General features: G+C 39.7%; 16 protein-coding genes and 6 pseudogenes. 1 reads left to right on the top strand and 21 read right to left on the bottom strand.

All coding sequences use genetic code 11. From position 1 onward, the window contains the following. Positions 1–10 precede the first annotated feature (10 nt). The 3 genes and pseudogenes from LIR34_RS14790 to LIR34_RS18000 all read right to left on the bottom strand — a co-directional run bounded on the left by LIR34_RS14790 (position 11) and on the right by LIR34_RS18000 (position 1,638). The gene (locus LIR34_RS14790; protein WP_173903128.1) at positions 11–415 is read right to left on the bottom strand and encodes a hypothetical protein; all 405 of its coding nucleotides are present in this window, start codon (positions 413–415) and stop codon (positions 11–13) included. Between the two features lie 7 nt (positions 416–422). Beyond that, positions 423–719: a hypothetical protein gene (locus LIR34_RS14785; RefSeq protein ID WP_005334864.1), complete on the bottom strand. Its 297-nt coding sequence runs from the start codon at positions 717–719 to the stop codon at positions 423–425. Positions 720–728: 9 nt separating this feature from the next. Beyond that, positions 729–1,638: pseudogene (locus LIR34_RS18000) on the bottom strand (DUF6017 domain-containing protein). A gap of 80 nt (positions 1,639–1,718) precedes the next feature. On the opposite strand from LIR34_RS18000, the pseudogene LIR34_RS14775 reads away from it, so the two are divergent. Next, positions 1,719–2,882 (top strand): annotated as a pseudogene (locus LIR34_RS14775) (IS1182 family transposase); the annotation flags it as partial. A 59-nt stretch (positions 2,883–2,941) separates the two neighbouring features. On the opposite strand, the gene LIR34_RS14770 reads toward LIR34_RS14775, so the two are convergent. From LIR34_RS14770 to LIR34_RS14685, 18 genes and pseudogenes are all read right to left on the bottom strand, one after another. Continuing rightward, positions 2,942–3,781: a carbohydrate ABC transporter permease gene (locus tag LIR34_RS14770; protein ID WP_161286393.1), complete on the bottom strand. Its 840-nt coding sequence runs from the start codon at positions 3,779–3,781 to the stop codon at positions 2,942–2,944. Positions 3,782–3,793: 12 nt separating this feature from the next. After that, the gene (locus LIR34_RS14765) at positions 3,794–4,681 is read right to left on the bottom strand and encodes a carbohydrate ABC transporter permease (protein ID WP_161286395.1); all 888 of its coding nucleotides are present in this window, start codon (positions 4,679–4,681) and stop codon (positions 3,794–3,796) included. A gap of 4 nt (positions 4,682–4,685) precedes the next feature. After that, complete coding sequence (locus tag LIR34_RS14760) at positions 4,686–5,969, bottom strand: ABC transporter substrate-binding protein (RefSeq protein ID WP_227240107.1); 1,284 nt, start codon at positions 5,967–5,969, stop codon at positions 4,686–4,688. Between the two features lie 89 nt (positions 5,970–6,058). Next, positions 6,059–7,618 carry a response regulator transcription factor gene (locus tag LIR34_RS14755; protein ID WP_173903127.1) on the bottom strand — a complete coding sequence of 520 codons (1,560 nt, stop codon included), beginning with the start codon at positions 7,616–7,618 and terminating at the stop codon, positions 6,059–6,061. 20 nt (positions 7,619–7,638) lie between these two features. Beyond that, the gene (locus LIR34_RS14750) at positions 7,639–9,384 is read right to left on the bottom strand and encodes a cache domain-containing sensor histidine kinase (RefSeq protein ID WP_173903126.1); all 1,746 of its coding nucleotides are present in this window, start codon (positions 9,382–9,384) and stop codon (positions 7,639–7,641) included. A gap of 38 nt (positions 9,385–9,422) precedes the next feature. Then, positions 9,423–10,889 (bottom strand): GH39 family glycosyl hydrolase, encoded by a 1,467-nt coding sequence (locus tag LIR34_RS14745; RefSeq protein WP_173903125.1) that lies wholly within the window; start codon positions 10,887–10,889, stop codon positions 9,423–9,425. A gap of 232 nt (positions 10,890–11,121) precedes the next feature. After that, a pseudogene (locus tag LIR34_RS14740) lies at positions 11,122–11,457 on the bottom strand (group II intron maturase-specific domain-containing protein); the annotation flags it as partial. Positions 11,458–11,476: 19 nt separating this feature from the next. Next, positions 11,477–11,661, bottom strand: a pseudogene (locus LIR34_RS18130) (YdbC family protein). A 78-nt stretch (positions 11,662–11,739) separates the two neighbouring features. After that, a complete protein-coding gene (locus LIR34_RS14730) occupies positions 11,740–12,537 on the bottom strand; it encodes a YhfC family intramembrane metalloprotease (protein WP_227240103.1) in 798 nt (265 codons plus the stop codon). 19 nt (positions 12,538–12,556) lie between these two features. Beyond that, positions 12,557–12,859 carry a hypothetical protein gene (locus LIR34_RS14725; RefSeq protein WP_008121271.1) on the bottom strand — a complete coding sequence of 101 codons (303 nt, stop codon included), beginning with the start codon at positions 12,857–12,859 and terminating at the stop codon, positions 12,557–12,559. 9 nt (positions 12,860–12,868) lie between these two features. Beyond that, positions 12,869–13,075, bottom strand: coding sequence for a helix-turn-helix transcriptional regulator (locus LIR34_RS14720; protein ID WP_003865061.1), 207 nt, complete (start codon positions 13,073–13,075; stop codon positions 12,869–12,871). After that, positions 13,072–13,401 carry a DUF6442 family protein gene (locus LIR34_RS14715; protein WP_005349825.1) on the bottom strand — a complete coding sequence of 110 codons (330 nt, stop codon included), beginning with the start codon at positions 13,399–13,401 and terminating at the stop codon, positions 13,072–13,074. The genes LIR34_RS14720 and LIR34_RS14715 overlap by 4 nt, the downstream gene beginning before the upstream one ends. A 213-nt stretch (positions 13,402–13,614) precedes the next feature. Then, positions 13,615–13,749: a TnpV protein gene (locus LIR34_RS14710; protein WP_244092337.1), complete on the bottom strand. Its 135-nt coding sequence runs from the start codon at positions 13,747–13,749 to the stop codon at positions 13,615–13,617. After that, positions 13,745–16,849 (bottom strand): annotated as a pseudogene (locus LIR34_RS14705) (SpaA isopeptide-forming pilin-related protein); the annotation flags it as partial. The gene LIR34_RS14710 and the pseudogene LIR34_RS14705, both read right to left, overlap by 5 nt. An 18-nt stretch (positions 16,850–16,867) precedes the next feature. Next, positions 16,868–17,542, bottom strand: a pseudogene (locus LIR34_RS14700) (ParA family protein); the annotation flags it as partial. Positions 17,543–17,556: 14 nt separating this feature from the next. Further along, positions 17,557–18,522 carry a ParB/RepB/Spo0J family partition protein gene (locus LIR34_RS14695; RefSeq protein ID WP_117754071.1) on the bottom strand — a complete coding sequence of 322 codons (966 nt, stop codon included), beginning with the start codon at positions 18,520–18,522 and terminating at the stop codon, positions 17,557–17,559. 980 nt (positions 18,523–19,502) lie between these two features. After that, the gene (locus tag LIR34_RS14690; RefSeq protein ID WP_173903122.1) at positions 19,503–20,894 is read right to left on the bottom strand and encodes a tyrosine-type recombinase/integrase; all 1,392 of its coding nucleotides are present in this window, start codon (positions 20,892–20,894) and stop codon (positions 19,503–19,505) included. 1 nt (position 20,895) lies between these two features. Continuing rightward, positions 20,896–20,982: a hypothetical protein gene (locus LIR34_RS14685; RefSeq protein WP_265107742.1), complete on the bottom strand. Its 87-nt coding sequence runs from the start codon at positions 20,980–20,982 to the stop codon at positions 20,896–20,898. Positions 20,983–21,019: the final 37 nt, after the last annotated feature.

Genomic DNA, 21,019 nt, shown 5'->3' with positions numbered 1-21,019 from the left:
TTTTCCTAGATTATTTCTCCATCAGTTTTTCAAACCAGGTATTCATAGCTAGGATGAATTGACCTACGTCTGGCAATTCTTGCAGCATTTCGTTTAGGGTTTTGTGCTTCACATATTTCTGCACATACACCCAACAGGCAACGCTACTGGCTTCTGATACAATGTCAGCTATGGTTTTGCGCATAAGCTCTTCAAATTCAACAATTTCTTCTTTCGGAACAACATCATACAGTGTTGATGCCTGATGACTTATTTTTACTCCATTTTCATTTGCATCTTTAAGCAGATTCTTAACTTTTTCTCTTGAATTCTCCGGTACTTTCATGTACTCCCACATAAATGCTACCACATCGGCTGGTGTGTCTTTTTTTAGTGGTGGTAACTGAATATAATCATTGTTTTCGCTCATTTTCATATCCTCCTCACGATATAATAAAATCAATAATACGTTCTCTTGTCATGTCCAGTACAGTGTCCACGAATACTCCTGCAAACAGGATCAGATACAGAATTACACTCAGCGAAAACAGAAATGCAACCTGTACCCAGTCATGGTAACAGTATGCAGTTGCTATAATCAACAAAGTGAATATAAAACCAAGGATTCCCCTTACAACCGCATAAGTCTGTACTGTCATCTTCACTGCCAGGCCGATCACAAAAAGGATCAGCCATACCGGCAGTAATAATATCTTTCCAGCAAGTTTTAAAATAAACATGTACACCTCCTATCTTACCAGTCCTGGCATATCATGGTTCACCTCTGCCTGATAATACCCGTTCATCGTTGACGGTGCATTAAACAGGGCTGCTAATAAATATTTCTTGATGTTCTTCACCTTTGTGGTGTTACCACGCATACAGTGTAAGACATACTCGATATGTGAATAGGTCAGCATCAGAAATTTTTTCTTCACCAGTGATGCCGGATACCAGTTGCTGGCAATCAAGATCTTGTCATTTTTACACATCACAGTTTCTACGATCAGGTTCACGATTTTATCTACCTGTCGCATATCGTCATGATGGGTTACTTCCAGTGATTCATAATCAATGGTCTCTTTGACAAGGTTTTCATAAGCCTGATAATCCTCAGAGCGGTTATCGCTATCAAATCTTTTCTCATCCACAGATATGATAGGATTAGATTTATTATCATTCATTTCAGTATCACTAAGATTAGTATTATTAGGGTTTGAAATGTAAACTTCTTGAAGTTTGTTTTCTAAACTTCTTTAATTCCTCTTCAAATTTTTTCTCATCTGTTTTCTCAGGCATAAAGGTTTTCACGTAGATAACGTTCACCTTTCCAAATCCCTGTCTGCGTTTCTCAATCAGACCAATTCCTGTTTCGTCATCCAGTTCTCTCATGGATTTAATAGCTTTATTTCTGCCACAGTTCAGTAATTCCATGATATCTTCGATGGAAAAGTAGATATATGCTCTGTTTTTGTCGTCAAACCACTGATTCTTGATGGAAAGAGACATTCGATCCAACATCAGTCCATATAAAATTTTAGCATCGCTCGATAAATCTTTAAAATAACTGTCTGTAAATAATGCTTTTGGTATGCAGTAGAAGCTGAACTGATCAGCTTCGGTACCGTAAAAATAATTAAATGTCATTTTTTTCTCCATAATTTCCTCCTTTCATTTTCTGCTAAGAAGTCCTCTTTTTAAACTTCTTTGACTTTGTTTTCTTAGCTTTTTCTATCCTTACATTTGGAAAGAATTATACCCGCCGTTTCAAAGATACAGACCTTTTTGAGCAGATCTTTTCAAAGATTCTGGAAGATTGTATGAAATATAAGCTTGTAAATACAGAACAGATCTTCGTGGATGCAACACATGTAAAAGCCTGTGCAAACAGTAAAAAAATGCGTAAGCGGGTTGCACACGAACAGGCTCTCTGGTATGAAGAGGAATTAAATAAAGAGATTGAAAAAGATCGTCTGGCACATGGAAAAAAGCCATTAAAGAAAAAAGATGATAACCAGCCACCTGCATCCGGTGGAACCGGAAATGATAAGGATTCTATATCTGAAGAACTTCCTGAAGATGTGAAAACACAAAAATGCAGCATCAGCGATCCGGAAAGTGGATGGTTTCGAAAGGGTGAACATAAACACGTTTTTGCATATGCAGTAGAAACTGCTTGTGATAAACATGGCTGGATCCTTGGATATACAGTACATCCTGGTAATGAGCATGACAGTCGTACTTTTAAAGCATTATACGATAAGATATCTAAACTGAATCCGCAGATGGTAGTTGCAGATGCAGGATATAAAACTCCGGCAATCGCCCATCGGCTGTTGGAAGATGGAATTCAACCACTTTTTCCGTATAACCGTCCCAAGACCAAAAAAGGCTTTTTCGGAAAACACGAATTCGCATATGATAAATACTATGATTGTTATATATGTCCGGGAGCACATATATTGACATACAGTACAACAAACAGAAGTGGATATAAAGAGTATAAAAGCTGCGGTGAACATTGTGCTGAATGCCAATGTCTTTCAAAATGCACAGAAAGTAAGGATCATGTAAAACTGATCACACGTCATGTATGGGAAGAATATATGGAAGTGGTAGAAGACATTCGGCACACGATCGGAAACAGACAGATCTACCAGTTAAGAAAAGAAACCATAGAGCGGATCTTCGGTACAGCGAAAGAACAGCATGGATTTCGATATACACAGTATGTAGGAAAAGCACGGATGGAAATGAATGCCGGGCTTACCTTTGCATGCATGAATTTGAAAAAACTGGCAAAGATCCTGGAAAAACGAGGTTGGAACACAGTCAGATTTTTGTTGATTTTGAAGAAAATAAAAAGAAAAGAAGTTTTAAAAGAAAAATGGTGCTGGGCATAATCCCCAACACCAAGTTTGTCTACAGTCTGAGGGGAACTGCGTATGCAGTTCCCCTTGTCTTAACCTTTTACAGCTCCAACTGTGAAGCTTTCCTGAACCTGTTTGCTCAGTAATAAATATATCAATACTGTTGGCAATGTGGCAATTACCATACCGGCTCCGATAATTCCCCAGTTTGTTGAATGTTCTCCTACGAAAGACATAATTCCTACAGGAAGTGTCTTATATTTGGCATCGTCTACAAATGTATTTGCAAATAAAAGTTCATTCCATGTATTCAGAAAAGCAAAAATACAGGACGTAGCAATTCCGGGTCTTATCATAGGAAGGATAATTTTGAAAAACATATTGAAAATATTACATCCATCTATACATGCTGCTTCTTCAATCTCTCTTGGCAGAGCTTTGAAAAAGCCACCTAATATCATAACCGTCATTGGCATTGCAAATGTAATATATGGAAGCATCAGTCCCAGATATCCTCCTCTGATTCCCAGACGATCCAGTCCCTGGAACAGCGGAAGCAAAGTTGCCTGTACAGGAATCATGATTCCCAGGCTGAAAATTGCCGCTACGATACCTTTGGCTTTCCAGTACATTCTGTTGATCGCATAAGCAACCATTGATGCCAGAAGTGTTGAAACAACAACTGTCACTGCTGCATAAAAAACAGAGTTTAACAGGTATCGTAAAATTTCGCCTCCCATAAGAGCCTTAGAAAAGTTTTCCAGATGCCATACTTTCGGCAAACCTACCAAATTATTGGAATCAAATATTTCCGTATTACTTTTGAAGGAAAATGTAACCAGCCAGTAAAAAGGAAATATCTGGATAAAGGTAAATACTGCCAGAAACAGATATATTAATGTCTTTTTTATTTTCATTGCACTGATCTTCATCTGCTGCTCCTCTCAAATCATTGATGCATTTTCTTCTGACTTCTTAAAAATGAGGTTGAGCAGGAAACTGAACAGCAGACACTCAAATACGATAAAGAACGCCTGAGCACTTCCATAACCATAACGACATTTTACAAACAGATTATCATACATCAATGTTGCCGGAACCTCACTGACATGGTTAGGACCGCCACCGGTCATAACATATACCAGGTCAAATACTCGCAGAGAGCCGACAAGTGCAAAGGTAGCACAGACTTTTATCGTCGGCATTAACAGTGGAATTGTAATCTTTGTTGCTGCCTTAAATCCTGTAGCGCCATCCAGCTTTGCCGCTTCATAATATTCCGGTGAAATATTTTTAACTCCCGCATAAAGAATTACCATATGATATCCAATACTCTGCCAGATTGCAGGGATAACGGTTGTCATATAAGCTGTCTTTGGATTTACCAGCCATGCTGTATCATTTGCCATTCCCAGTGCACCCAGGATTGCATTTAAGAGACCTTCGCTGTTGAAGATCTTACACCAGAGCTGTCCGATTACCATACTGGAGATTACAACAGGGAGAAAGAATACTGTTCTGTAAAAACCTTCGCCCTTAACTCTATTTGCCAGAACAATAGCCAGAAATAATGCAATCGGAATCTGAATAAACAAAGAGCCTGCTGCCAGAATAAAGGAGTTCAAAACGGCTCGCTTGAAATATGGGTCCGTTGTAAACAGTTCTTTGTAATTCTTTAACCCTATAAAAACTTTTTGTCCAATTCCATCATAATTGAACAGTCCATAATATCCGGTAGTGAATAACGGGATAACTGCCATTACCAGAAATAAAATGAGACCTGGTGCAACGAAAACAGTAACATACCATTTATTACTTAAAAGTTTTTTCATAGTTTTATTCCTGCGCGCTGATTGCTTCCTGATGTGCAGACATGAAACTGTCTACATCAGCACTTCCTGAGAGTAAAGACTGAGCCTGTTCCAGATGAACAGCTGCCGCATTTGCACCTAAAATGCCATCCCAGTTCTGTACACCTGTTTTTACTCCATCATACAGATCCATTAATTTTACAAATGTAGGAGAAACCTTATCTGTGTCGATTTCTGTATTCCAGCATGGGAATCCTGTACCAAGTTCCAGAGCCTGTTCACCCATTTTTTCAGAGATATACATTGCAAAATCAGCAGATTCTTTCGGAGTATCTGTATTTTTGTTTACAAAGAAAGATGCACCTGCTCCACCTGCATAATCAGTAGCATCCTGCTTATCTGAAACTACAGGGAATGTAATTACTTCTACATTTTTTACAGAACTGTCTTCTGCATTATCGATTGTTCCAGCAAACCAGCTTCCGTCAAGCTGCATTGCAACTTTTCCATTAAGGAAATCTGCTGTTGCTTCTGCTTCACCATCTTCCAGCGGACTCTTTCCTAAGATTCCTTTATCATATAATTCTACAACATCTTCTGCTGCTTTCTTAAATCCATCATTTGTAAACTCTTTTTCTCCAAGAAGTGTGGACTGTACTTCAGAAGCGCCTACTTCTCTCAGTGCAAGTGACTCATACAGTGCACCTGCAAGCCATGCATCTTTTGCACCAACTGCCAGTGGTGTTACTCCGTCCAGTTTTTCAAGAGCTTCACCCGCTGTGAGCAGTTCATCATATGTCTTTGGAATTTCTACTCCCGCTTCATCAAATAAATCTTTATTGCAGAAAAGACACATCATATAACTGTCGATAGGAAGACCATATAAATTTCCATCCAGTTCAAAGTTGCTTGTAGAACCTTCTTTAATTTTGCTCTTAATGTCATCTGTTACATAATCATTTAACGGTAATACCTTATCGGCATCTGTAAACAATTTCAGTTTTCCCGGTGCCCAGTAATAAAATACATCTACACCGGAAGCACTGCTTGCGAACTCTGTAGAGATTTTTGTTTTATAGGACTCTGTATCCAGACCATGAAGTTTGATTTTAATATTGTCATGTTCTTTTTCATATTCTTTTACTGCTGCTTCAAATGCCGATGTCTGTGCGCTTTCCGGATCAGTAAACTGATGCCATACATCCAGTGTCACTGTATCATCTGCAAAAACTGTCGAAGATCCAAATGCAGTTGTTCCAACCATTGCCGCACCCATGCAGGCTGCTGTAAACTTTTTCCATTTGTTCATTCCCTTTTTTCCTCCTTTATGATCCCTGTCTGTGTAACTTATTGTTATGCTGATATTATAAAATCCAGGAGGAGTTTTCTCAATTCAGATTATTTACCTGAAAGGGTGCGATTTTTACTTTTATATTCATTTACTGTTTTTCCCGTATATTTTTTAAAGGAAGTTCCGAAATAATGAGCATCCGGCATCCCAACTGCCGCTGCTACCTCATACACCTTCAGATCCGTATTGTCAAAAAGTTCCATACTTTTTTCCACTCGTTTTCTCATAATATATTTTGTAATGCTCTCACCTGTTGTCTGTTTGAAAATACGACTGAGATAACTGGAATTTACAAAAAGATTCGAAGCGATCAGATTCAGTGACAGTTTCTCTCTGTCAAGATTCTGCTCAATATATTCCTGAGCCTTCTGTGCAACTGTATTTCCTCCCACGTTCTGCGAAACAGTCTGTATTGTTTCTTCAATCAGAGTATATAATGTCCTGCAAAATTCCTGCAGCGTATTAATACCTGAAATATTCTCCAGAATTTTTACCTGTTCCTCATTATCAAAATGTTTATTACTTTCCTTCAATACAGAAATGGTATTGTGGAAGATCAGTACTCCCAGGTTGCGAAGCTGTGAGATCATTAACGGACCGTCGAAAATATACTGTTCCAGATAATAATCAATAAATGCAACTGCCTCCTCCTGGTCACCACTTTTTACTGCAATCCTGTATCTGTCAAAATTTACAGGATATGAATGACTGATCTGCTGCATATATTCGATATAATCCTCATAGAAGATCAAAGTTTTTCTCTCATCCCGCATAGTATCTACCAGGGCTTCTTCACATTCTGAGAGAATTTTCGGGCTGTCATCTATTTTTCCATAATAACTGCTGACTGATGCAGCTACCATGCCGTCTTTACCCAGTTCGATTATCTGTTCAAATGCAGTTCCAAGCAGATCTTTAATCTCCGGAGTTTCTTCTATGACAAAGAATATCTTGTTTTTCTCCAGGAAAAAATATCCGTACTTTTTTTCACCTATGGTTTTATTCATAATTTCTAGGAGTTTCAGCAGCATGTCGTGATCTTCCAGATTCATAATAAGCAAAACTCCCCGGACTCCATTATTTTTCCACAGCTGAATCTGATATTCAGAAAGCTTTTCCACAGCTTCTTCAGATTTAATGTATCCGGTAACTATCCTTCGAAGCAGTTCCTGACAGAGGACCGGATAAATTTCCACATCTTTAGACTGCTGTTCCCGTTTCTTCAGAATCTGTTCCCGCAGTTTCATTGCCGCCGCCAGAAGTTCATCTGACTGGATCGGTTTTAGCAGAAATTCTTCCACCCCTATATGGATAGCCTCTCTGGCATATTCAAACTCCCGATACCCGGTGACAATCACAATGCGAACTGCTGGATATGTATCACGGATCCGTCTGCTTAATTCCAATCCATCTATTCTTGGCATATTAATATCTGTATATACAATATCAGGGACCTGTTTTTCCATAAGTTTCAGAGCATCTTCTGCACATTGTACATTGCCGATAATGTGAAACCCTTCAGATTCCCAGTTAACACATTTTTCTATTAATATGCCTTCATATTTTTCGTCATCTACTATCAGTATGTTAATAATGTCCTTCTCCATGATCATGCCTCTTCTTTGTATTACCCATTTACATTATAATATTCTTCTTTATATGGAAACCGTACTGAAACTTCTGTTCCTCTTCCCAGCTGACTGGATATAGATACTGCATCCTCAACCCCATAAAATAATTCGACTCTCTGTTTCACACTGTAAATTCCAAATCCTGACTTTGAATTTTTATATTCACCTTCCAATATCAGTCTGACTTTTTCTTCAGAAATTCCAACGCCATTATCTTTTATCGAAACTTCCATCATTCTGTTGTCCACCATCCTCATAGTAATCTGAAGTTCTCCCTTTCCCTCTTTCTGACGCAGGCCATGATGAACTGCATTCTCTACCAATGGCTGCAGGATCAGCTTCAACATCAATGTATCCATCAGCTTTTCATCTACCTGGTATCGAATACTGATTTCATTTTCATATCTGATGTTAATGATCGTCATATAACTTTTTACGATATCCAGTTCCTCTCTTACAGGAATCATCTGGCTGCCTCTGTTCAGACTGTTTCTGTAAAATCTCCCCAATGCCTGTGTCATCTGGAAGCTTTTATCCTGGTCCCCGATCAAAGTAAGTCCGCTGATCACATCCAGAGTATTATAAAGAAAATGCGGATTGATCTGTTCCAGAATAAGATCCAGTTCATTTTTCCGGATAATCTTCTCTTCTTCCTTGGTTCTTTCCAGCAATTCCCTGATTGAATTCAGCAGATTATTATATGTCCGTTTCAGATTGGTAATCTCATCCTCACACTCTTCATCCACTTCCATATTCTCAGGAATAGCTTTCGAATACATCATCTGTTCTTCCATTTTCTGGATTGGTCTGCTCACTGTACGGGAAATGAAAAGCCAGCACAAGATCAGCATTCCTATATTAACAAGCAGTACGATGATTGTATCGGAATAACTGATGCTTCTGGAAAAGCTGCTCAGCGGAGTCTCTATGGCTATAGTCCAGCCGTCTATCATAGACGTAATTTTTTTATATACCATGGGATTTTTACCGTTGCGTACAATCTTCGTCTCATTTTCTTTCAAAGATCCGATAATATTTTTGCTTACATCATAGTTTTCTTTTTTCTCCGGTCCGAAGATCAGGGTGTCATTCATCAGTACATAAAAGTTGGAATGCAGATTTCCGCCAACAGAGTCAAAAATCTCACGGATGGTTTTCTCATCGATATTTACCATGAGAATTCCCAGTTTGGAATAATCCGTTTTTTTCTTAATTACACGGATCATAGACAGAATGTTTCTGTTTTTGCTTTTATAGCTGACGACCCCTCCGCCATTTGTTTCGAAAATCCAGTCTCCATCTTCTTTTATAGCCTTTTCATACCAGTAGGCATCTTCTACAGAAATGTCTTTCTTCAAAACAACCTCTTCTCTGTTGCACATAAAAGAATTTCCTATATTATCATAAAATACAATAGAGGAAATATAATCTCCTGCCAGCATGATATTCGTAAGGCAGTCCTGCAGTTCTGTTCTGGTCTTGACTGTCAGATTTCCTTTGGATACTTCTTCCAGTGTGTCCTGAAACATTTTACTCCAGAACACCGCATAGGTATCCTGATTCACATGATCGATCATCAGTTCCAGATTGCTGTCGATGGCATGAAGAGTCTGCGTTGTCATTTCACCGATATGTTTCAGATTAGATTTCTGATTGCTGTATACCACTGTTCCTATGGAAATGACAGATGACAATAAAATACAGGCAAGAAACAATCCCCATATTTTTGTCTTTATTTTCATCTTTTTCAAACCCTTCATGCATCCACCTCTTTTTCTTTTTACATCAATTTTATCAATGCAACTCCATATACCGGAAGCTCAAACTCCAGCACCACTTCTTCTCCCTCTACCTTAACAGGTAATTCCTCTGTTTTCAACTCGGAAGCTTCTTTTAATTTTTGCACCTCAACCGGAAGCGGATAAGTTGGGCATCCCATTTCCTCCCATTGTTTTTTCGCATTTGCGTGAGTGTCATCGATTCTCTGGATCACTGCTTTTGTTCCTGATGCATTTTTAATATGAATCTCTACTTTTTCCTGTGATATCGGTTTGCCGATCATCTCCTGATTATAAGCCAGAATTGCAAGTCTGCCTTCTTCATCCATAACCGGGCAGATACCCACATGTCCCTGTTCTTCCACTTTCGGAAGCCTCTCTTCTCCCAATTCATGCATCAATTCAAAAGCGCGATATACAGGCTTCGGAATACCATGAATGGTCTGCAGTCCGAATCCTCCTCTGAATTCTCCCGAAACCTGTCCATGCTCTTCAAAAATATCAGAAAATGTCCAGAAAGAATATGCTTCTACATATCCATAATTGTCAATGAGAGTTTTGGTCACCAGTGCAGAGCTGTAAGGTGTATCATGGAATTCATCACCTTCATTGGCTGAAGTGTTCCATTCTGTATAATATAATGGAAGATTTCCAGCTTCATGCTTTGCAATACGTACCATCTTGGTCAACAGACCCCTGCGGTCTATTTCTTCGCTGTTTAAGCTGACTTCTTCTCCGAAGAAATTGTCCAGATGCATGTCCGCATTCCAGTTCGGATCATCTGAAGGATAATGATGTGTAGAAATGAAATCAAGTGGTACTGAATTTTTCTCACAGTAGCTGATCAGATCCGGAATCCATTCATTGTTGGCAGTGGCCGGTCCGCCTACTTTCAGATTTTTCCCTGCACTTTTTACTGCCCTGGCTGTATGCTCATATAATAGAAAATAATCTTCCTGGCTTCCTGCGAAAAAGAAATCCAGATCCGGCTCATTCCACACCTCAAAAAACCATTTTTCCATTTCTTCTATTCCATATCTGCTTTCCAGGTGCTTAAGCAGCTCAACAATTAATCCATCCCATAATTCGAAACTCTTCGGCATGGTGACATTTCCTTTGTAATAGAAACAAGTCTGATCTCCTGATGCAAATGGCGTCGGCATAAAACTCAGTTCCAAAAACGGTTTCATATCAATGCTTAATAAAAAATCAAGGATGTTATCAATATTGACAAAATTATATTCGTACTTTCCTGGTTCTACCTCCCTGACCACACTCATCTGATCATTGAAGATTCCATGAAAACGTACATACTGAAATCCCAGATCCTTCTTTGCTTTTCTCAGCATCATTCTGTAATCTTCACGCAATGCAGTATACGCATGGCATGATCCTACACATTTTTCCCAATAATGATCAAATCTGGTTTTTGGCGCATTCTGATCTACATAAAACTTTAAATTCTCCATTTTTGCCTCCTGAAAATGCATTTTATTTTTATTATAAACATGCATTTTCTCCCCATGCAATACACCCTGACTGCAAAGTCAAAATCCCAACCTATTCTGTAAAAAAATTAACCATCTATCTCCCTATGATCACTCAGTCAATACTTGTAGCCAACCAAAAAATCGAGTAGGAGGCGGTGACTAACCGCCGTCCTCTCACACCACCGTGCGTACCGTTCGGTACACGGCGATTTCAATAGTTGACGTGCACAGACTGATAGGCTGTGGCTAAATCGTAAAAGCCACTGTTTATCAGTCTTTCTTTATTCAGCGCCCAAATCACAGCTTTGTTATTACTGATATACCAATACTTTCTGCGACTGTTTGCTATTGTTGCCGCATAGTGTTCTGGAATTCCCAGTTTGACTAGATTCTTATATTTCGTCCTCGGTTTCTTCCACTGTTTCCATATACACATACGTATTCTGTGATAGAGCCATCCATTGATGTCATCTATGTTGTTCTTCATACTTGCAATTCCGTTGTAGTTAAGCCATCCCCTCGCACACACCTTGATTTTCTCAAGGCTTATTTAATTACAACTATTTTTATAGAGTTTTACCCAGTAACTCATACAGAGCTTCTGCCTCTTCTTGAGATAAAGTAATTCCTTTTCCCATTTTTTCATGTTCTGGTGCCCAGTCACGAATATCATATTTTTCTGCAGCTCCATTCCATGAAATCATATTTAATTCTTTTTTCCAACTTTGGCACTTTCTGAAAGTATTCCTATTGGGTAACAAAAAACACCGTATTTCTACGGTGCGTTCTGTCAGATATATTCTGTTTTATGATAGCAGAAAACTGGAATTCACAGTTCTTCCATCCTTCCCATCTTCAGCGCCATAACAAGAGTTCCGGCTGCCATCACAAAGACACCAATTTCAATCACATAGATGGGAAGAAGCGCCGGACCTGCCACGGCAAAGAAGTCCACGATAAAATGAATCCCATATGCAAGAACCGCTGTAAAAGCCGCTGTCCTACATTTGCCTGCCTTTACCGCCCGGTAGATCAGCAGTGACAACCCGATATGCAGAATGATGGCACTGATTCTTTCGATTCCGCTTACAAAAAAGAGTGGCGCCGGTGTTGTCCATAGGGCCGACAGCTGTGACACGGTCTGGTTTGCAGACTCAGCAGGAAGTGCCGCCAGCGTATTCTGCATGGCTCCGCTGTTGATCATCAGCATGGACACAAGATTGCTGATTCCGGAGAGTCCTCCGAGCAGAATGGCCTCCACACCGCCATGCCCGATTCCATACATCAGTGCATTTGGAAAATCCAGCCATTTCTTCATCCAGAACTTCATGGCAATCAGTCTTCCAGTCTCTTCAAAAACCGCTGCAGCCAAAGCCGCGTACACATAGTAAAGCCATGGCCTGCTCTGTGCGTTCAGTCCGCAGAACTGAATGACAAGAACATGTAGCAGCTGCTCCAACAGCATGGCAAACAGCAGATAGGTTCCTGCTCCGATAAAGAACGAAGAAATCCTTGCCTTAAGCTTCATCCTTCCTGCAATGAACAAAGCAATCGGTACCCCCATCGAGAGGACAACGGAGCAGATAACTCCCGCTATCGCCAGTCCTGATATTGTGTTCAATTCCATCTTTATACCTCCCTGATTCTTAAAAAATTCCTTTATTGTATTTGAACTGTCCATACAATATAAAGCCTAATCCAACAATAACTGCTGGAAGAATGATATAATCTATAATTATTTCACTCCAAAACGAAACAATAAAACCTAATACAAGAGATATTCCTATAATCAGCGTTCCTGTGCCGACTGTTTTTCCATACTTTGGTATATCTTCTTCCTTTACTTTTCGCCTGTTATAAGAGTGAATTGTGCTGATATTGCCTTTGATATTTACAATTCCCACAACAGATATGAACACTCCCAAAATCAACATTATAATATTTTCCATAATGACCTCCTAAAAATAAAATAGTTCCTCAAATTTTTTGTCCAATGCAATACAAAGAATTAGAGCCAATTTTGCAGTTGGATTAAACTGTCCTGTTTCAATAGAACTAATGGTATTTCTTGATACCCCTACCATTTCTGCAAGCTGAGCTTGAGAAAGATTTGCTTCTGTGCGAACTTCCTTTAAGTGATTTTTCAGTTGTAATTGTTCTTTCATATTCTCACCTCTAAAAGATGGCTAACAAATCCAACAAATGCCAAAATGGAAAACACAAAAAACAGAACAGTCAAGACCAAATCGCTCTTTCGCTTCATTTTGATAAAACGAACTAACCATTGTGTTGCAATAATGCTGAAGTATATAACCCACGGACTGTAAATCATAGTATGAGCAAGCACAGAAGATAACAGCGAAAGCAAACAACACACTAAAGCACCAACTCTGCTTGCGTGACTTCCGGCTTGATATACCACTTCCATTTCAGCCAAGTCCTTATTGCGATGTTCTTTTCTGCTTGCATTTAAGATTTCGTCCTTTTTCATAAAAACACCTCCATGCCAAGTTTTCTTTGCATATTTTAATTATACACATACCAAGTTTTCTTGTCAATAGAGTCATAAAAAAGTTACAACCGATATAAGAGATAACTTTTCTACCACTTCGATTATACTCACGACTTAATGACTTCTTGAATACTTGCCGAAAAAGAAAAACTGCCATCGGTTTGACAGCAGTTCTTCTTCGGTTGGTATCCGTTAGGAATACACAATATCATTCAATACAATCTCATCGGCACAGGCTCGAATGTTATTCATCAATCCTATCCATCTCATCATATCCGTTGCTTTCAGTTCTTCCGTTACACCCTGCTTAAACGCTAGTTTTTGCATAACCATCTGCATCCGTTGTGACGGTTGCTACCAGTGCATCCTTTGCAAAATACAGAGTTCTCTGTCCATCTGCATCTACCTGATGATCGGCAGTATAAATATCCTCTGCCGCATAGACTTCAAATTCAGCACCTGCAAGTCCAGCCATTTCATACTGGAAGTCCTTATCAAATCCCTTTAACACTTCACCCTGTTTATAGATCTTTAACTGACCTTTGACCGGGGCATTGGTATATTCCACATCAATGACTGCATCTCCTGTGACAGGATCGGTCAGATAAGCAGTATCTGTATCAACTGCAACTGTCACATAGTTTTTGGATATTGTGTACCCATCGGGTGCCGTCACTTCCTCAATCCGGTAGTTACCAGGTTTCAGATTCTTTGGCAGTACCAGGTATCCTTCCTCATTTGTGAAATAAGATTTGTGCACCGTTGGCTTTGGATAGGATGTTGTCTGTTCCACATATTTCTGATTATCCAGGTCATATACCTTGAACTCAGTATTGGCCAGAAGTACAGATTTCTGTGTTTCAGCATCCTTTTTGATGATCTTTAATTTTGCTTTGAATTCCTTATCCAGAAGTACTCTCCATGTCTGTGGTGTATCCGGATGATTCTCTGTGATCTTCACTACAAAATCATCGACCGGTGCATAGTTGTGTTTGCTTGTGGTTTCTCTCACCACATAAGTTCCATATGGAAGCGGAATCGATCTTGCATATCCTTTTTCATCGGTAAACATTTCTGTCTGTCCATCTGCAGTCAGTACAACCGGTCTGGCTGAATCAAAATCATAACTTCCATCTGCCTTTACTTTCAGATCACTGACAAGCCATGCTGAAAAACCAACTCCCTTAAGAAGATCTGCATCGGTTTTTCCATTGTTTGCTGCCTTAATGATCTGGAATGGCTGTTTGACGACAGTTTCTTTACATACAGAAGTTCTTTCTACTGTCGGAACAGTAGCACCTTCGTAAGTACAGTCCACATCATGTTCTGTCGGATCCAGTACGTATCCCACCGGAGCACTAAGCTCTTTCAGATAATACTTTCCAAGATAGAGATCCGATACAGAAGCTTCGCCATTCTTATCCGTTGTCAGGGATGTGATCAGGGTGTCTTTCTTATAGATTGTTCCGGTTCTTCCATCCGGATGAACAATGTCTTCCCTTGCATAAAGACCATATACCGCACCTTCCAGTGTTGCATCACCCTGGGCTTCATTGCCTGTCTCAGCATCCTGTTTTGCAATGTTGAGCTTTGCATTTACTCGTTTGTCCGTTACATTTTTAGTCGTTGTCTTTCCGATAGCAAGAGTCACATTATAAGACTTTGTATCGATCTGATACCCTGTTGGAACAGAGATTTCTTTCAGATAAACAACTTCCTGTGTCTTTTCCATTGTGAGCTGTGAAGCACCATTCTGATCAGTTGCAGGCATCTCTGCAATCAGCTTTGTACATGCAGCATCGGAATAGATCCCGTACACTGCACCAGCCAGTGCGTTGCCTGTATCCTGGTCTTTCTTTACAATGGATACCTTGCATTCTTTTGTCCAGGTTACTTTAAAATCCACATATTTCTCATTTCCGACACCTTCACCGAAAACAAGAGCCAGGTCCTGTGTTCCAGATCCTGTTACAATCTTGTAAGCAGAGTATTCTTTATCAATGCTTCCCTTCATCCGAGAAGAAAATGTAGCACTGACGCTCTCTGCCTGATCAAGTGGTGCTGTCAGATAAAACTGTGTACCTCCACTGATTTCTACACTTGCTCCTGCAGCACTGGTTTTACCGGTTGTCACATTTACAAGCTTTACACCGCTTGGCAACTTAAATGTGATTGTCTGCAGTTTATCTGCTTTGAATGTGATCACGCTTGTTCGCTGGCTGTTTCCTTCCACATAAGCCTTTACATTAGATTCGGAAAAGCTCATATCTACAGACGGAATGTCCGGCATATTTACACAATAATTGTAAAGCTCCATTGCCAGGTTCTTTCCTGTTGCATTAGTTCCGGATGCCCAGTCACTGGATCCATTTGCATAAGCTGCTGCAAGATGGGTAATGATGAATCTCTTTCCTGCCGGAAAATCCGGATGTTTCTCATCGAAGAAACCATTCTCATCACTTGCTTTTGTTCCGTAATAGCAGACCTTTGCAAGTGTCTTTCCATCGGCAAGTTTCTGGATTGTATAAGTTCCATTTCCCGGTCCTTTTTTCGATGGTTCAACACAGTATGCTGTCGCATTAATGCTTCCCCATTTCACATAATATGGACAAGTCAGATACGAACCTAATCCATAGTCTGCATAATAGTACCAGGAACCCGCTGTAACAGTGACTGATTTTGTTCCTGTCTCACCAGAAGCAAGCATCATTGGCATATCGAAAGTAATACTTTCACCTGCTTCAAGATCTGCAAGAGCAACTTCCTGGTCAACAGCTTCCTGCATAACCTCTGAGAGTGTGATCCCTGTTTCCGGATCAACGGTCTCCTGATTCTCCGTTGCTTCGATCTCTGCATCAAATTCTTTTTCTGTCAGTTCTGTTTTGCTCTCCGTTTTAGCATCACCAGTTTCCTCTGTAGACGAGCCAGCCTCAGAATCCTCTGTTTCTGTCTCATCGGAAGAACCAGCATCCTGATCAGAAGAACTTTCTGACTGCGAATCTTTCTGCTGATCCGCTTCTTTTACTACGATCTTTCGATTGATCTGGTAGGTTGGGTGATCCGTTGTCTGTGGTTCTACATAATAGACTGCCTTATAGGAATTGGCATAATCGGTAGAAAAGTCATTCCCGTCCGTATCTTTTGCTTCCTGAAATGTAACTTTTACTTTGCTGTCATCCTGGATCGTAAGACCGGTATAATCACTCTTTACATCGAAATTGTCTCCAACCTTGATCTCATAATCCTTTGCAGTTACCACTTCATCTTCATCCAGCTGATCCTTGATCTCCTCATAATACGGAATCTTTTTTACAGATCCGGCATCATCAGAAGCATAGGCAACTGCGGGAGAGAGTACCGTCGATAGAACCGTTACTGCAGTCAATAAACCGGACATCACCCTGCGTGCTTTCTTTTTCACGTTCATTCTCTTAAATCCTTCCTTTCTGATTTTTTGTATATGATTATCTGTTCGTGTCTGCGTATTATCTTTTATACGAAGATGATCGCCTCCTTTCCTGAAATTTGCGTAATTGGTTCTGAAATCAACCATAGTCAACAGAATGCCCTCAATCGCCAGTTTCCGGTTCAGCCTTTTCTTTACTGTAAGAATAGTCTTGATCAGCTGCTGAAGTCCTTTCACCGGCAGATATGCGGCCTGTACAGGTATCAGCACGGAATCGGAAGAGACCAGTGCATTGATTGTCATCATACCAAGGCTCGGCATACAGTCGATCAGGATATAATCGTATCGGCATCTTATCGCATCGATATATTCTTTCATGATCATTTCCCTGCTCATGACATTTCCCATCGTTACTTCCAGGGCAGAAAGCTCAATATTTGCCGGAAGTAGATCTACATTTTCCTGGTGATGTAAGATACCATCTTCCAGAGAGATTTCTTCTTCGTTAATGACATCCATCATGATCGTTGCCAGTGTGATGCGAAGATCATCCGGTTCCTCATATCCAAGACTTGCTGTTAAACTTCCCTGTGGATCCGCGTCGATCAGCAACACTTTCTTACCTTCTCTTGCCAGTCCAATGCCTACATTTACGGTTGTGGTGGTCTTTCCGACGCCACCTTTCTGGTTTACTACGGATATAACTTTACACATGATTTCTTCCTCCTTTAACTTTCCCATGATTCTTTTTTCCATAATTTCAACAGTGCCAGTATTTCCCGTTTCATCATTGCCGGTGTATAGGAATTTGGAAAATACTTGTGTAACTGCTCGTTCGTGAAAGCCACTCTTGTGATTTCACCCTTTTTAACCTCACACATGATTTCTTCCATCTTTTCCAGTGACAACTGCTTTTCTTTACTCAGTTGCCGGATCCTCTGGGCCTGTGAGAGTGACGGGATTGCCTGTGCATACTCCATTGCTACAAGCAGTTCCTTTTGCTCTTTTTCACTTAATGCAGCTATCTCTACAGCCGGACAAAAAGAAATAATCTCATCATCCAGTTTCTGCAGCATTTCCGGTATAAGCTTTGTCAGTGATATATAACGCTGCACTTGTTTTGGACTATCTCCACAATCCTCACTGATGATTTCTATTGCCCGCTTTCTTGGTGTTTTGTGGTCAACTTGGCTCTTTTTTCGACCACTTTTTCTTTTTAATACGTCATTCTTCAGTTTGTAAGCAAAAGCTTTTTCACTGTAGCTAATCCGTTCTCTGTGAAGATTGGAATCTACCATGCTCAAGATGGAATCATCTTCACTTAATACCCGAATGATTACCGGTACTTTACGGTATCCCAGTTTCTCCGCAGCATGTTTTCTTCTGTGACCGGATATGATCTCATAGTATCCATCCGGTACTGGTCTGACGATTAGCGGATTTAAAATTCCATACTTCTCAATGCTTTCCTGCAAAAGAAACATTTCCTTATCATCTTTTACCTGAAACGGATGCTCTTTGAACGGACGAAGACGCTCAATCTCAATTTCTATGATTCTTTCTTCGTTTTCTCCTGATTGTCTGTTTGGCTCAGTCATCTTGACTCCTTTCCTCCAGGATTCAGGAAATAAAAAATGCCTGCCTGGAACTTTTATAGATAGTAAAGTTCCAAACAGACATTGCTGTTTGACCATTAGCTGTAGCTAATAGAATTGAATACTGTTTCAGCTAATTCATGTTTGCAAGTTTGGGAGAGATTGTTTCTTTTCCCGCCTTTTCTCTGATTTACATCCCCGAATAAGGGGTGACAACAGAGCGGAACCCAAATGTTAGCTGAACTTCCTAAAACCCATGTTTGCAAACCGGTAATTTTGATTAGCTGTCAGCTAACAAAAATCGGATTGCGTTAGCTGGAAATTGATCATTTTGAATGGAATTTTGTGTCACGAACGTGATTAGAAAATAACAAAAGCGTTCGTTGTCAGCTAATCCAGCTAACATTTTCGAACGCTTTGAAGCCCGTCGCCAAGAGGATTTGAACCTCCGACCCCTCGCTTAGGAGAGCTCCAACCTATTGTCACTCTCTGTCAATCTGAGGTAAGGTAAACCCATATGGGACACTATTAAAAACTGTTTCCGATTCAATTTGAGTTATTCTGAATACCCCCTATGTCAAGCTCTGTAAAGCTCTGAAAGTTAGCTGATTGTTTGCTCCAGCTAATAATCGGGGAATGCCTTGATATTACCATCGACATCTGTTATATGACCACCATGCTTCGTACGTTCGATCATGGTAAACAGTATTCAATTAAACTTCCTATCAAAAGCACAAGATATTTTCTTGTCTACAATTAATATACCGCATACGAGACGGTTTGTCCATGCGTTTTTGACTGGCAAATTTTATTCATTAAAAATTTCTGTAACCTTTTCTGTAACGGAATCGAAGAACTTCTAAAAGTCTTTTCTGTTCATCTACATTGGCTTCGAGAAATAATTCCTGTCTGCCTTGTGTTCGTGTATGCTACCAACTATTTGAATTTAAAGATTCATTTATTGATTCATTTATTGATTCATTTGAAGCTTTATTTGTATTATTATTCCGATACTTATTTCTTATATCGTTGCGAATCGTTTTTTCACTAAAATTACACTATTTTTTCACTATTTTTCATTACTTCATCGTCTTCGCCAGTGAATTGAGCAATGCCCGCATCTCTGGATTTGCCAACACTTTTGCCAGAAGTTCCGGATCGATTTCATCAGCAACAGTTGCATTATTATTTTCCTGCTGTACATGCATCTGTGGATCCAGATTCTTTTTCTCATAAAATGCTTCTTCAAAAAGCTCTGCATTTTTCCTTCGGTCATCATCCAGAATATGAGAGTACACATCCGTAACCATATTGACCTGAGCATGGCCGGAATCACCCTGTACCGCTTTGATGTCTCCACCATTCAGTTTCAGCTTATAAGTAACACTGCTATGACGAAAACTGTGAAATACAACCGGTGGGAGATTATAGTCTTCAATTAGTTTCTTTAACGGACCACGAATTGCTCCATCACCTAGAGGAAGCCCAAAGGTACTTGCCATAACCAGATTATAGTCCATATATTCATCACCCAGGATTTCTTTCATTTCATCCTGTTCCGCTTTCCATTCTACAAGCATATTAGCAACACTTTTCGGTAAGAAAATTTTACGTACACTGCTTTCTGTCTTCGGTGTTTTCAAAATACGTACCGTAGAATTCTTCTTATGATTTGTCGGGAATACCAACAACACATCTTTTCCATCCAGTGCATTCAAAGATTCTTTTCTTATACGCTGTGATTCTTTATTAATAAAGACATATGCACGATTTTCTTCAATTGCCTCAGGAGAGATATCTACACAATCCCAGGTAAGACCAAGCAGCTCTCCAAGTCGTAAGGAGCATGAAAACGATAGATTAATTGCGAGCTTTAATCGTTCATCTTCACAGACACTAAGCGCATACATCAATGTATCCGCTGTCCAGATGTCTCTTTTTTGTGATTTATGTTTTGGCACAGTCGCATGAGTGCAGGGATTCTTCTCCATCAATTCCCATTTCACTGCCTGCTCAAAACAGTTCCTAAGCAGCTTATTAACATCCCTGACTGTACTGGATGATACAAATTCATTTCTACTTGTTTTATTTAATGGATTGATAACAGCACGCCTCTTCAAAAGACTCTGATAATATCTTTCGATGAATCGGGTATTGATCTCTGACAGCTTTGCATCACCAATGACTGGAAGGATATAGTTATTGATAAGAGAGACATTTCCTTCATATGTAGAAAGTGCCCAGTTTTCTTTTCCATACAATGCAACATATTCTGTAATAAGCTCATCCAGTGTTTTGCATTTACGAACGACAAATGATCCCATCTCTTTTTTATATTCAATTTCTTTTTTTCTTCTCTTTGCTTCGGCTTTTGTTTCATAGGTTTCCCATTTCTGTTTCCTCTCACCTTTTTCATTCGTATAAGAATAGATTACATTGAATTTTCCGTTTCGTTCTCTTATTGATGCCATATTATTGCATGCTCCTTTCCAAATCTCTTTGTTCCATCCAGTCTTCAAATTCATCCCGACGGATCCTAACTCGACTGCCAACTTTTATTACTGTGAACTTTCCTTTATCCGCCCACTTGTTGATC

It is taken from the genome of Blautia sp. MSK17_66 (assembly GCF_020538025.1).
Classification (GTDB): domain Bacteria; phylum Bacillota; class Clostridia; order Lachnospirales; family Lachnospiraceae; genus Blautia_A.
The sequence above is the reverse complement of the archived record's forward strand: the minus strand, read 5'-3'. Positions and strand labels throughout refer to the sequence as shown.

Coding starts and splice junctions, on each gene's coding strand:
- LIR34_RS14790 (WP_173903128.1), bottom strand. CDS start 415: ATGAAAATGAGCGAAAACAATGATTATATTCAGTTACCACCACTAAAA.
- LIR34_RS14785 (WP_005334864.1), bottom strand. CDS start 719: ATGTTTATTTTAAAACTTGCTGGAAAGATATTATTACTGCCGGTATGG.
- LIR34_RS14770 (WP_161286393.1), bottom strand. CDS start 3,781: ATGAAGATCAGTGCAATGAAAATAAAAAAGACATTAATATATCTGTTT.
- LIR34_RS14765 (WP_161286395.1), bottom strand. CDS start 4,681: ATGAAAAAACTTTTAAGTAATAAATGGTATGTTACTGTTTTCGTTGCA.
- LIR34_RS14760 (WP_227240107.1), bottom strand. CDS start 5,969: ATGAACAAATGGAAAAAGTTTACAGCAGCCTGCATGGGTGCGGCAATG.
- LIR34_RS14755 (WP_173903127.1), bottom strand. CDS start 7,618: ATGGAGAAGGACATTATTAACATACTGATAGTAGATGACGAAAAATAT.
- LIR34_RS14750 (WP_173903126.1), bottom strand. CDS start 9,384: ATGAAAATAAAGACAAAAATATGGGGATTGTTTCTTGCCTGTATTTTA.
- LIR34_RS14745 (WP_173903125.1), bottom strand. CDS start 10,889: ATGGAGAATTTAAAGTTTTATGTAGATCAGAATGCGCCAAAAACCAGA.
- LIR34_RS14730 (WP_227240103.1), bottom strand. CDS start 12,537: ATGGAATTGAACACAATATCAGGACTGGCGATAGCGGGAGTTATCTGC.
- LIR34_RS14725 (WP_008121271.1), bottom strand. CDS start 12,859: ATGGAAAATATTATAATGTTGATTTTGGGAGTGTTCATATCTGTTGTG.
- LIR34_RS14720 (WP_003865061.1), bottom strand. CDS start 13,075: ATGAAAGAACAATTACAACTGAAAAATCACTTAAAGGAAGTTCGCACA.
- LIR34_RS14715 (WP_005349825.1), bottom strand. CDS start 13,401: ATGAAAAAGGACGAAATCTTAAATGCAAGCAGAAAAGAACATCGCAAT.
- LIR34_RS14710 (WP_244092337.1), bottom strand. CDS start 13,749: ATGCAAAAACTAGCGTTTAAGCAGGGTGTAACGGAAGAACTGAAAGCA.
- LIR34_RS14695 (WP_117754071.1), bottom strand. CDS start 18,522: ATGGTCAAACAGCAATGTCTGTTTGGAACTTTACTATCTATAAAAGTT.
- LIR34_RS14690 (WP_173903122.1), bottom strand. CDS start 20,894: ATGGCATCAATAAGAGAACGAAACGGAAAATTCAATGTAATCTATTCT.